Origin of the sequence: Streptomyces sp. BK340, assembly GCF_007827595.1 — a bacterium.
GTDB lineage: Bacteria > Actinomycetota > Actinomycetes > Streptomycetales > Streptomycetaceae > Streptomyces.
This window is the reverse complement of record NZ_VISR01000015.1, coordinates 154,769-167,121: the sequence shown is the minus strand read 5'-3', so window position 1 is coordinate 167,121 and position 12,353 is coordinate 154,769. Positions and strand designations below refer to the sequence as shown.

The following is a 12,353-nucleotide window of genomic DNA, read 5'->3' as shown; positions in this document are numbered from 1 at the left end:
CGTCTTGAACGCCACCCCCACACCCGACGGCAGGTCCGGCGGCCCCGACGACCAGGGTGACTCCGGCTCCCAGCCCTCTCCGGTGCCGCTCGCCGATTCGGTACCCCCGCAGAAGAGGCGGACCCCGGACGGCACCCGTGCGGGAGAGCCCGGCGCCGATCCGCTGGACGACCCCGACCCCCGCACCGCAGCCCAGGCCGCCGCCGTGGAGAGCCTCCTGCGCTGCTGGGTACGGGAGACGAACCTCGCCGCCCCCGCGACCAACACCCTGCGCATCCCCCTGCCCGGCAGCGGCACCGCCCTGATCGCACCGATCCGCCACTGGTCCCCGACGGGCTGGCACCGCTTCGGGCCACCCCGCCTCGCCGACGCCCCCGAAACGGCCCCACCGGTCGACGCGGTCACCCTCGCAGCGCTGCTCGCCAGGGAGACACCCGGGGACAGGGAGGGCAGAAGCACCTCGAAGCCCACGGCCTCCGACGACGGCGCCGACATGGTCGCCAGGGTGGCCGACTCCCTGCGCCGCACCGCGATCTTCATCCGCGACCGCCGCACACACCCGGCGGACGGCCCCGACCTGTTCCTCGCCGCCGAGCAGGCCCTTCTCCTCGGACACCCCCTGCATCCGACCCCGAAGAGCCGGGAAGGCCTGACCGAGACCGAGGGCCTGCTGTACTCGCCGGAGCTGCGCGGCTCCTTCCCCCTGCACTGGATGGCTGTCGCCCCCTCTCTGCTCGCGACCGACTCGGCCTGGACCGAGCGCGGACGTCCCGTCCCCGCCGACCACCTCACACAACGACTCGCCGGGACCGCCCTGCCGCTGCCCGACGGATACTGCGCCCTGCCCCTGCACCCCTGGCAGGCACGCGAGGTCCGGCACCGTGAACCGGTCGCCGCTCTGCTCGACTCCGGCGCCCTCCGCGACCTCGGTCCGCTCGGCTCCGACTGGCACCCCACCTCCTCCGTACGCACCGTCCACCAGTCCGGCGCCCCCGCGATGCTCAAGCTGTCGCTGGGACTGCGCATCACCAACTCCCGTCGCGAGAACCTGCGCAAGGAACTCCATCGCGGAGTCGAGGTGCACCGGCTGCTGCGCGGCGGCCTGTTCAAGCAGTGGCAGGCCGTGCATCCCGGCTTCGACATCGTCCGCGACCCGGCCTGGCTCGCCGTCGACGACCCGGACGGCCGCCCCGTGCCCGGCCTCGACGCCATGATCAGGCACAACCCGTTCGCCCCTGCCGACGACGTCGGCTGCGTCGCCGGTCTCGTCTCACCCCGGCCCCTCACCGAACCCGGCATCAACGCCGCAGCGACTAACGGCCCCTGGCTCCACCGCTCCCGACTGGCCCAGCTCGTCGCACGGCTGTCCGCCGGCACCGGCCGGCCCGTCGGAGCCGTCGCCGCGGAGTGGTTCCTGCGCTACCTCGAACAGGTCGTCCGCCCCGTGCTGTGGCTGGACAGCGAAGCCGGCATCGCCCTCGAAGCGCACCAGCAGAACACGCTGCTCCTGCTCGACCGCGACGGCTGGCCCGCCGGTGGCCGCTACCGCGACAACCAGGGCTACTACTTCCGCGAGTCCCGGCGGGCCGACCTCGATGCCCGGCTGCCCGGCATCGGCGAGCACAGCGACACGTTCGTCTCGGACGAGGTAACCGACGAACGCTTCGCGTACTACCTCGCCATCAACAACGTGCTCGGCCTGATCGGCGCGTTCGGCTCCCAGCGCCTCGCCGACGAGCGACTGCTCCTCGCGGCGTTCCGCCGCTTCCTCACCGACGTCGCCTCGGGCCCCGACGCCCCCCGCTCCTCGCTCCCCGGCCTCCTCCTCGACTCACCCACCCTGCGCTGCAAGGCCAACCTGCTGACCAGACTGCACGGCCTCGACGAACTCGTCGGCCCGGTCGACACCCAGTCCGTCTACGTCACCATCGCCAACCCCCTTCACTCCTGAACGAACCGCACCGTCTTCCGTCATCTCCGAGGGCCATGCCCCCCTTCGTCTCCTGAGAGGAGCGCTCCGTGCCTCCCACCGACGCGAGCGCCGGCACCGGCCCCGGCTCCGTCCCCCTCCACCCGGGCGACACCGGCCCCTGGGACTTCCGGGGCACCGGGGGCGACGGCGCCTGGGGCAAGGGCGCCGGGGACACCTCGTCCTTCGGGGACGGCGAGGACACGCTGGACCTGCGCCTGCCCGACGAGTTCATCGCCCGGTTCGTCGAGCCTCGCCTCGCCCACGGCCTGGACGACCTGCTCGACCAGATCCCCACCTGGGGGCCGAACCCCACCCCTGTGGGCATGTTCCAGCTGGTGCCGGTGCGTCTCGAACACGATCTGCCACTCGTCCGGCGCTGGATGCACGACCCCGCCGTCGCCCCGTTCTGGGAGCTGGCCGGGGCCCACAACCAGACGGAGAGCCACCTGCGCGCCCAGATCGACGGCGACGGACGCAGCACTCCCTGCCTGGGCGTGCTGGACGGCACCCCCATGAGCTATTGGGAGATCTACCGGGCGGACCTGGATCCACTGGCCCGCCACTACCCGGCCCGTCCGCACGACACCGGGATCCACCTCCTCATCGGCGGCGCCGCCGACCGAGGGCGCGGACTGGGATCCGCCCTGCTCAGAGCCGTGGCCGATCTGGTCCTCGACCGTCGCCCCGCATGCTCCCGTGTCGTCGCGGAGCCCGATCTTCGCAACACCCCCTCCGTGGCCGCCTTCCTGAGCGCAGGCTTTCGGTTCGAGGCCGAGATCGACCTGCCCGGCAAGCAGGCCGCCCTCATGATCCGGGACCGAGTCCTGCGCGGTCTGATGTAACGCTGCGTGGCTGAGCGTTCACATGTTGTACGTCCGGCGGGCCGCTGTGGTTCCCGCTCGCCCGGAACGGATTCCGGAGCCCCGCCGAACGAGCCGTACGCGCCGCCCGTCCTCGCCCCCATCCCGCCCCGTCCCAGGAGCCCCGGCCGTGATCCCATCCCTCGTACCAGCCTTGATCGCCCGTTTGTCAGTGCCGGGCCGTAGGGTGGTCGGGCTATGACGAAGCCCTCACTCCCCGAACTCCTGCATGCCGCTGTCGCAGCCGTCGGCGGTACGGAGCGCCCCGGCCAGGTGTCCATGGCCGAATCGGTCGCCGAGGCGATCGACGACGGATCCCATCTGCTGGTCCAGGCCGGCACCGGCACCGGAAAGTCGCTGGGCTATCTCGTGCCCGCGCTCGCGCACGGGGAGCGTGTGGTCGTCGCCACGGCCACACTCGCGCTGCAGCGCCAGCTCGTCGAACGGGACCTGCCCCGCACCGTCGACGCCCTGCACCCGCTGCTGCGCCGCCGCCCGGAGTTCGCCATGCTCAAGGGCAGGTCGAACTACCTGTGCCTGCACCGCCTGCACGAGGGCATGCCGCAGGACGAGGAGGACGGGCTCTTCGACCAGTTCGAGGCCGCCGCTCCCACCAGCAAGCTGGGCCAGGACCTGCTGCGCCTGCGGGACTGGGCCGACGAGACGGAGACCGGCGACCGGGACGACCTCACGCCGGGCGTCTCCGACCGTGCCTGGTCCCAGGTGTCGGTGTCCTCCCGTGAGTGCCTGGGCGCGTCGAAGTGCGCCTACGGCGCCGAGTGCTTCGCGGAGATGGCCCGCGAGCGGGCCAAGCTCGCCGAGGTCGTCGTCACGAACCACGCGCTTTTGGCCATCGACGCCATCGAGGGCGCACCGGTGCTCCCGCAGCACGAGGTTCTGATCGTCGACGAGGCGCACGAGCTGGTCTCCCGCGTCACCGGCGTCGCCACCGGCGAACTCACGCCCGGCCAGGTCAACCGTGCCGTGCGCCGAGCCGCCAAGCTCGTCAACGAGAAGGCCGCCGACCAGCTCCAGACCGCCGCCGAGGGCTTCGAGCGGCTGATGGAGCTGGCCCTGCCGGGCCGTCTGGAGGAGATCCCGGAAGACCTCGGCTATGCCCTGATGGCGATGCGGGACGCGGCCCGCACGGTCATCTCCGCGATCGGCGCGACCCGTGACAAGTCCGTCCAGGACGAGGACGCGGTCCGCAAGCAGGCGCTGGCCTCGGTGGAGACGGTCCACGACGTGGCGGAGCGGGTCCTGAACGGCTCCGAGTGGGACGTCGTCTGGTACGAGCGCCACGACCGGTTCGGCGCCTCCCTGTGTGTCGCCCCCATGTCGGTCTCCGGGCTGCTCAGGGAGAAGCTCTTCGCGGACCGCAGCGTCGTCCTCGCCTCGGCGACCCTCAAGCTGGGCGGCGACTTCAACGGCGTGGGGGCCTCCCTGGGGCTGGGGCCGGAGGGCGTGGAGGGCGAGGATCTCCCGGTCTGGAAGGGCCTCGACGTGGGCTCGCCCTTCGACTACCGCAAGCAGGGCATCCTCTACGTCGCCAAGCATCTCGCCCGCCCCGCACGGGACGGCGAGCGCACCGACATGCTCGAGGAGCTGACCGAGCTGATCCAGGCGGCCGGGGGCCGCACCCTCGGGCTGTTCTCGTCGATGCGGGCCGCCCAGCTCGCCGCCGAGGAGCTGCGCTCCCGGATCCCCGAGTTCCCGATACTGCTCCAGGGCGAGGAGACCCTCGGCGAGCTGATCAAGAACTTCGCGGCCGACCCCAAGACCTGCCTCTTCGGCACGCTGTCGCTGTGGCAGGGTGTCGATGTCCCGGGCCCCAGCTGTCAGCTGGTCGTCATGGACAAGATCCCGTTCCCGCGCCCGGACGACCCGCTGATGAGCGCCCGCCAGAAGGCGGTGGAGGAGGCGGGCGGCAACGGCTTCATGGCGGTGGCCGCGACACATGCGGCCCTGCTCATGGCCCAGGGCGCCGGCCGTCTCGTCCGGGCCTCCGAGGACCGCGGTGTGGTCGCCGTACTCGACCAGAGGCTCGCCACCGCGCGGTACGGCGGCTACCTCAAGGCGTCACTGCCCGAGTTCTGGTACACCACGGACCGCAACCAGGTGCGCAAATCGCTCGCGGCGATCGACGCGGCCGCGAAGCTGACGGAAGCCCAGTGACCCTCTCCCACCTGGACCGATAGGGCCAGGTGGGCCGTACGGCGGCTCTGTGCGGAGCCGAACGCACAGGGCCCCGGAACCGGCGCAGAGGTCCCGGGGCCCGGTCAGGGAGCGGGCCGCACGGCCCGTCCGCCGCAGCGGTCACACGCGCCGCAGCACTGCGACGACCTTGCCGAGGATGGTCGCGTCGTCGCCGGGGATCGGCTCGTAGGCCGAGTTGTGCGGGAGGAGCCAGACATGGCCGTCCTCGCGCTTGAACCGCTTGACGGTGGCTTCACCCTCCAGCATGGCCGCCACGATGTCGCCGTTCTCGGCGACGGGCTGACGGCGGACGGTGACCCAGTCGCCGTCACAGATCGCGGCCTCGATCATGGAGTCGCCGACGACCTTGAGGACGAACAGTTCGCCGTCGCCGACGAGCTGCCGGGGGAGAGGGAAGACGTCCTCGACCGACTCCTCAGCGAGGATCGGGCCACCGGCGGCGATACGGCCGACCAGCGGGACGTACGACGCCGCGGGCTTGCCGGCGGTGTCGGTGGGCTGCACGGTCACGGCCTGGTCGGAGCCGCGCACCTCGTAGGCGCGCGGGCGGTGCGGGTCGCGGCGCAGGAAGCCCTTGCGCTCCAGCGCCATCAGCTGGTGCGCGACCGAGGACGTGCTGGAGAGCCCGACGGCCTGGCCGATCTCGCGCATCGACGGCGGGTAACCGCGTCGCTGCACGGAGTCCCTGATGACCTCGATCACCCGGCGCTGCCGGTCGGTGAGTCCGGAACTGTCCGCCCGGATGCCTGGAGGTCGGCCCGGCAGGGAGCGCTTGTGCCCCTCGGGATTCGTGGCTTCGTTCATCGCATGTACCGGCTCGACTCGGCCCTGGGAGCGGTCCTGGGCAGTGATGGTGGCACTGTCTGCGGTGGTGGTCACGTCGGCCCCTCTCGATGGTCTCCCTGCTGGACAACGGTAGTTGCTTTCGAAAGGTTGCGCCAAACACACGTTCGAGTGAAAAAGTGCGATTCACCTGACGCGATCATGTGTCCGGGTGTATGGGCTAACGCGACCTCTGGCAGACAAAAGCGCCCATCGTTGTACGCTTCACCGCCGGGGCGGATCACCTCGTGGGTTGCTTCCCCAGTCTGCCACCCGACCCTGTCAACCGGGATCCGGGTCCCTTCTGTGCCGGAGCCCTACTCGTCCTCCGTGCGGCGCCCACGCTATCTCCGCAAGTGTCCTGGCGGTACGTCCGTGTGCGCGTGTTTTCACAGGTGGCGGGCCGACTGGGCCGTTCGGGGGTGTGCCTCTGCGACACGCGCGAGCTGTCGATGTATCAGCCAATCCCCACATCTAGTGGTTGGATTGCTACAGCAGCCCACAAGTTGTGGTCCCCCGGGTCTGAGAGGCCTCCGCGATCGCCTATGCTTGGGGCTGCTTCGAGAGGCCCCAGAGGCCTCTGGGGGCTGTTTAGTCTGCTGTGAGGAGGGTTGGAGATCATGCACTGCCCCTTCTGCAGGCACCCCGACAGCCGCGTGGTCGACAGTCGTACGACCGACGACGGCACGTCGATCCGCCGGCGCCGCCAGTGCCCGGACTGCTCCCGTCGTTTCACGACCGTGGAGACGTGTTCGCTCATGGTGGTGAAGCGGTCCGGAGTCACCGAGCCATTCAGCCGTACCAAGGTCATCAACGGCGTGCGCAAGGCGTGCCAGGGGCGGCCTGTCACCGAGGACGCACTCGCCCAGCTGGGCCAGCGGGTCGAGGAGGCGGTGCGGGCCACCGGGAGCGCCGAGCTGACCACCCACGATGTGGGCCTGGCCATACTCGGCCCCCTGCAGGAGCTCGACCTCGTCGCCTATCTGCGATTCGCCTCCGTCTACCGGGCGTTCGACTCGCTCGAGGACTTCGAGGCCGCCATCGCGGAACTGAGGGAAGCGACGCGCGGCCCCGCCGCGGACGACGCAGGCGCGGGAGCGGGGAGCCAGGAAGACCATCGCGGGCCCGGAGGGACCACCCAGGTCCCCGTGCCCGTCCACGCCGCCGACTGACCGGTGGGCCGGAACCGGACGGAGACCCGGGTTCCGGCCGGGAGGCGGCGACCGAAGACCTGTTGCGGGCGTATCCGAGGGTGCCCGCAACACAAGACAGAACACCGTGTCACGGGAACATCGTGGCACTTCAGGGCGTTTTAGCCCGTAGAGGGAGGCGGCATGACAGAGACGGCGAGCGGTCCGGCACGAGGTTCCCGAGCGAAGGGCGCCAAGGCCACCAAGGGGCTGCGTATCGAGCGCATCCACACCACCCCCGGCGTACACCCGTACGACGAGGTCGAGTGGGCGCGCCGTGACGTCGTCATGACCAACTGGCGCGACGGCTCGGTCAACTTCGAGCAGCGTGGCGTCGAGTTCCCCGACTTCTGGTCGGTGAACGCGGTCAACATCGTCACCAGCAAGTACTTCCGTGGTGCCGTCGGCACCCCGCAGCGCGAGGTCAGCCTCAAGCAGCTGATCGACCGCATCGTGAAGACGTACCGGAAGGCCGGCGAGGACCACAAGTACTTCGCCTCGCCCGCCGACGCCGAGATCTTCGAGCACGAGCTGGCGTACGCCCTCCTGCACCAGATCTTCAGCTTCAACAGCCCCGTCTGGTTCAACGTCGGAACCCCGCAGCCCCAGCAGGTCTCCGCCTGCTTCATCCTGTCCGTCGACGACTCCATGGAGTCGATCCTCGACTGGTACAAGGAAGAGGGCATGATCTTCAAGGGCGGCTCCGGAGCCGGCCTGAACCTCTCCCGCATCCGCTCGTCCAAGGAGCTGCTGTCCTCCGGCGGCAACGCCTCCGGGCCGGTCTCCTTCATGCGCGGTGCCGACGCCTCCGCCGGCACCATCAAGTCCGGTGGCGCCACCCGCCGGGCCGCCAAGATGGTCATCCTGGACGTCGACCACCCCGACGTCGAGGACTTCATCGAGACCAAGGTGAAGGAAGAGGAGAAGATCCGCGCCCTGCGCGACGCGGGCTTCGACATGGACCTCGGTGGCGACGACATCACCTCGGTCCAGTACCAGAACGCCAACAACTCGGTCCGTGTGAACGACGAGTTCATGAAGGCGGTCGAGCAGAGCGGCAAGTTCGGCCTGCGTGCGCGCATGACCGGCGAGGTCATCGAGGAGGTCGACGCCAAGTCCCTCTTCCGCAAGATGGCCGAGGCCGCCTGGGCCTGCGCCGACCCGGGCATCCAGTACGACGACACCATCAACCACTGGCACACCTGCCCGGAGTCCGGCCGGATCAACGGCTCGAACCCCTGCAGCGAGTACATGCACCTGGACAACACGTCCTGCAACCTGGCCTCGCTGAACCTGATGAAGTTCCTCAAGGACGACGGCAAGGGCAACCAGTCCTTCGACACCGAGCGCTTCCAGAAGGTCGTCGAGCTGGTCATCACCGCGATGGACATCTCGATCTGCTTCGCGGACTTCCCGACCCAGAAGATCGGCGAGAACACCCGCGCCTTCCGCCAGCTCGGCATCGGCTACGCCAACCTCGGCGCCCTGCTGATGGCGACCGGCCACGCGTACGACTCGGACGGCGGCCGCGCCCTGGCCGGTGCCATCACCTCCCTGATGACGGGTACGGCCTACCGCCGCTCCTCCGAGCTGGCCGCGGTCGTCGGCCCGTACGACGGCTACGCCCGCAACGCCGACGCCCACAAGCGCGTCATGAAGCAGCACGCCGACGCCAACGGCAAGGCCGTCGGCATGGACGACCTGGACACCCCGGTGTGGGCCGCCGCCACGGAGGCCTGGCAGGACGTGCTGCGCATCGGTGAGCAGAACGGTTTCCGTAACTCCCAGGCGTCCGTCCTCGCCCCGACCGGCACCATCGGTCTGGCGATGTCCTGTGACACCACCGGTGTCGAGCCCGACCTCGCGCTGGTGAAGTTCAAGAAGCTCGTCGGCGGCGGCTCGATGCAGATCGTCAACGGCACCGTCCCGCAGGCCCTGCGCCGCCTGGGTTACCAGGAGGAGCAGATCGAGGCGATCGTCGCCCACATCGCCGAGCACGGCAACGTGATCGACGCCCCCGGCCTCAAGCACGAGCACTACGAAGTCTTCGACTGCGCCATGGGCGAGCGCGCCATCTCCCCGATGGGCCACGTCCGCATGATGGCCGCGATCCAGCCCTGGATCTCCGGCGCCATCTCCAAGACGGTCAACATGCCGGAGACGGCGACCGTCGAGGAGGTCGAGGAGATCTACTACGAGGCCTGGAAGCTCGGCGTCAAGGCGCTCGCGATCTACCGCGACAACTGCAAGGTCGGCCAGCCGCTCTCCGCCAAGAAGAAGGAGGAGGAGAAGGCCGAGATCACCGAGAAGGCCGAGGAGACGATCCGTACCGCGGTCGAGAAGGTGGTCGAGTACCGCCCGGTCCGCAAGCGTCTCCCCAAGGGCCGCCCGGGCATCACCACGTCCTTCACGGTCGGTGGCGCCGAGGGCTACATGACCGCCAACTCCTACCCGGACGACGGTCTCGGCGAGGTCTTCCTGAAGATGTCCAAGCAGGGCTCGACTCTCGCGGGCATGATGGACGCCTTCTCCATCGCGGTCTCCGTCGGCCTCCAGTACGGCGTGCCGCTGGAGACGTACGTCTCGAAGTTCACGAACATGCGCTTCGAGCCGGCCGGTATGACGGACGACCCGGACGTGCGGATGGCGCAGTCGATCGTCGACTACATCTTCCGCCGCCTGGCGCTGGACTTCCTGCCCTTCGAGACGCGCTCCGCGCTCGGTATCCACTCCGCCGAAGAGCGTCAGCGCCACCTGGAGACCGGCTCCTACGAGCAGTCCATCGACGATGACGAGGTCGACGTCGAGGGCCTGGCCCAGTCGGCGCCGCGCGCCCAGGAGCTGAAGGCCGTCGCCGCCCCGAAGGCCGAGGTCGAGGTGGCCAAGCCCGCCACGAAGCAGGCGCACACCAGCGCCGAGCTGGTGGAGATGCAGCTGGGCATCCAGGCCGACGCCCCGCTGTGCTTCTCCTGCGGCACGAAGATGCAGCGCGCCGGCTCCTGCTACATCTGCGAGGGCTGCGGCTCGACCAGCGGCTGCAGCTGATGACACGCGGCTTCTGAGGTAAGGGGCGCCGGCCATGGGCCGGCGCCCCTTACTTTTGCGGTTGATCCTCCCGGGTGCGCGGAGCGCCGTAGCCTCCGTTCATGACCACACCACAGCGGTACGACGCCGACATCCGCGGCCTCTCCGAGGCGGACCGGGCCATGGCCCTCGACACCTTGGCCGAGGACCTGCGTTCACCCGATCCCGTGGTGCGCGACGACGGCGCCTACCTCGCGGCCGTCCGCTGGACACCCGCGCTCCGCGCCGGGGAGCGTGCCCGGCTCGGCGACCGTATGGCCCTTCATCTGAAGGACCCTGCCGTGCAGGCGCGCAGCTTCGCGCCGCTCGTCCTGGCCCGGATCGTGGAGGCCGGCGACTGGCAGCCGCAGTGGTGGGACGCCTTCGCGGACTGGTACCCCGCGGAGACGGATCTGCGCGGCCACGACCCGGACCTGGGCTGGGTGCACGCCGTCGCCCACGGCGCGGATCTCCTGGCGGTACTCGCCCGGCACCCCGGCCAGCCACCGCAGCCGCTGGCCGAGTTGGCCGCCGCCCGGTTGATGGCGCCCACGGATCACCTCTTCGACGCGCAGGAGGACGACCGCCTCGCCTACGCGCTCGCGCAGATCCTCTGCCACCCCGACCTCACCGAGGCCGACTCGGTGCGCTGGCTGGCCCCGGTCGCGGCGGCTTTCCGGACCGGTGAGCCCGGCCCGGTGCCGGCCTGGGCCTCCAACGCCATGCGCACGCTGCGGATGCTCTACCTCCTGGCCGACCGGGGGCTGAGCAGGCGAAACACGGACGAGCCCCCGCGCTCGCCCACCCACCGTGAGGCCGTCCTCGGGGAGCTGGCCGGGACGCTCGCGATCGTGGCCCCTTACACGGCCTGAGCGTCAGGACCGGTGTGCCCTGCCCATGACCCGGGTGAAGGTCGCCGGATCCTCGTCGAAGCCGTGGACACCGGCGCGGAAGTTCCACGCGCCGGACTCGTCCCGTACGAACTCGGCGATCGTGGCCGCCGTGGCCCTGGGAACCGAGCCGAATTCGTCCTCGGCGAGCACGGTGTAACCCTCACGCACACGCATGGCCGGATTGAGCACGTCGGCGAACGTCCTGGGACCGGACTGCTGCTGGATGACGACACCGATCACCACGCGCGCGTACCGGCTGTCGAGCCGGTCCAGTTCGAGCGTCATCACCTCGTCCCAGCCGAATCCCTTGCCGTCCGTGCTGTCCCGGTTGAGGAAGATCGTGCCGTCCGGTGAGCGGCTGTCGTAGTGCACCAGATAGGCCGGAGTTCCGTACGGGTCACCGGACACGAAGGTCGCGGCGACGACGTCGAGGTCCGTGGGCGGCTGACCCGTCGGACTGGGGTCCCACTTGAGGGCGACCTCGATCTTGCGGTTTCCCTTGCTGAAGCCGGTCACCGGGCTTCCCCTTCCCCCCTGAAGATCCTTCTTCCCCAACTGCCATGGAGCCGGGGTTCCTTGTTCATCGTGCCACGCGCGCGGGGGCGTATGCGCGGGCGATCTCCGCCGGAGCGTGACCGACGCCACGCCCGGTGGCCTTACGATGGCGCGGTGCTGGTCAAGTGGATTCGCTGCACCGTGGTGGACCGCCGCGGCTTCGAGCGCGGGCAGCGGAAATGGGCGGGGCTTCTGGGGGAGCCGGGGTTTCGGGGGCAGGGTGGCGGCTGGAGCCGGCAGCGGCCGGGAGTGGCGCACATCTTCGCCTTCTGGGAGAGCCGTGCCTTCTACGACTCCTTCATGGCCCGCTCCCACGACCGCCTGGCGGCCGCCCAGTCCGGCACGTTCAAGGACGCCCAGGTCAAGCTGTTCGAGTACCGCTTCGACGTGAAGACGGGCTTTGAGCCCCGGTTCACCGACTCGGATCTGATCCGTGTGGCCCTCTGCCGGGTGCACGAGGAGCGCGTCGAACACTTCACCCTCATGCAGGAGAAGGTCTGGAACCCCGCGATGGCCGGCTCGCCGGGCATGATCCGGGGCATGTTCGGCGAGGCACCCGAGCATGAGTTCCTGGTCCTGTCCATGTGGCGGTCGGCGGCCGAGCACGGCAAGTACCGCACCGAGCGGGTGGAGCGCCTCGCCCTGCGCGCCCAGACGGAAGCGGACATCGCCGCTCTCTCCGGTGACATCGTGGAACTGGAACCGTCCTGGACGGTCTGAGATAGTTGGAAAATCCAACGCTCAAATTGCCTGCCGGGAGCGGTTCCATGAGCGGGATTCG

At 69.9% G+C, this 12,353-nt stretch carries 9 protein-coding genes; 7 read left to right on the top strand and 2 right to left on the bottom strand.

What is annotated here, in order from left to right:
- Positions 1-4 precede the first annotated feature (4 nt).
- The 3 genes from FB157_RS25475 to FB157_RS25465 all read left to right on the top strand — a co-directional run bounded on the left by FB157_RS25475 (position 5) and on the right by FB157_RS25465 (position 5,007).
- Positions 5-1,951, top strand: a complete 1,947-nt coding sequence (locus FB157_RS25475; RefSeq protein ID WP_145882967.1) for an IucA/IucC family siderophore biosynthesis protein — start codon at positions 5-7, stop codon at positions 1,949-1,951.
- 68 nt (positions 1,952-2,019) lie between these two features.
- Complete coding sequence (locus FB157_RS25470) at positions 2,020-2,814, top strand: GNAT family N-acetyltransferase (RefSeq protein WP_145882966.1); 795 nt, start codon at positions 2,020-2,022, stop codon at positions 2,812-2,814.
- Between the two features lie 216 nt (positions 2,815-3,030).
- A complete protein-coding gene (locus FB157_RS25465) occupies positions 3,031-5,007 on the top strand; it encodes an ATP-dependent DNA helicase (RefSeq protein WP_145882965.1) in 1,977 nt (658 codons plus the stop codon).
- 141 nt (positions 5,008-5,148) lie between these two features.
- Here the strand turns inward: FB157_RS25465 and lexA are convergent, their stop codons facing one another.
- Entirely contained in the window at positions 5,149-5,928 is a 780-nt protein-coding gene (gene lexA, locus FB157_RS25460; protein ID WP_094216449.1) for a transcriptional repressor LexA, read from the bottom strand.
- Between the two features lie 563 nt (positions 5,929-6,491).
- Here lexA and nrdR point away from each other — a divergent pair.
- The 3 genes from nrdR (at position 6,492) to FB157_RS25445 (ending at position 10,996) form a co-directional block, all read left to right on the top strand.
- Positions 6,492-7,043, top strand: a complete 552-nt coding sequence (nrdR, locus tag FB157_RS25455; protein WP_145882964.1) for a transcriptional regulator NrdR — start codon at positions 6,492-6,494, stop codon at positions 7,041-7,043.
- 162 nt (positions 7,044-7,205) lie between these two features.
- Positions 7,206-10,106: a vitamin B12-dependent ribonucleotide reductase gene (locus FB157_RS25450; RefSeq protein ID WP_145882963.1), complete on the top strand. Its 2,901-nt coding sequence runs from the start codon at positions 7,206-7,208 to the stop codon at positions 10,104-10,106.
- Between the two features lie 101 nt (positions 10,107-10,207).
- Positions 10,208-10,996, top strand: coding sequence for a DUF2785 domain-containing protein (locus tag FB157_RS25445; RefSeq protein WP_145882962.1), 789 nt, complete (start codon positions 10,208-10,210; stop codon positions 10,994-10,996).
- Positions 10,997-10,999: 3 nt separating this feature from the next.
- Here FB157_RS25445 and FB157_RS25440 read toward each other — a convergent pair whose 3' ends face one another.
- Complete coding sequence (locus FB157_RS25440) at positions 11,000-11,572, bottom strand: TerD family protein (protein WP_145882961.1); 573 nt, start codon at positions 11,570-11,572, stop codon at positions 11,000-11,002.
- 114 nt (positions 11,573-11,686) lie between these two features.
- Between FB157_RS25440 and FB157_RS25435 the strand changes: the two genes are divergently transcribed.
- Positions 11,687-12,292: a YdbC family protein gene (locus FB157_RS25435; RefSeq protein WP_145882960.1), complete on the top strand. Its 606-nt coding sequence runs from the start codon at positions 11,687-11,689 to the stop codon at positions 12,290-12,292.
- The last annotated feature ends 61 nt before the right edge of the window (positions 12,293-12,353 follow it).

Bases quoted from the DNA above. Each gene is read 5' to 3' on its own strand.
- FB157_RS25465 (WP_145882965.1), top strand. From the start codon at position 3,031: ATGACGAAGCCCTCACTCCCCGAACTCCTGCATGCCGCTGTCGCAGCC.
- nrdR (WP_145882964.1), top strand. From the start codon at position 6,492: ATGCACTGCCCCTTCTGCAGGCACCCCGACAGCCGCGTGGTCGACAGT.
- FB157_RS25450 (WP_145882963.1), top strand. From the start codon at position 7,206: ATGACAGAGACGGCGAGCGGTCCGGCACGAGGTTCCCGAGCGAAGGGC.
- FB157_RS25445 (WP_145882962.1), top strand. From the start codon at position 10,208: ATGACCACACCACAGCGGTACGACGCCGACATCCGCGGCCTCTCCGAG.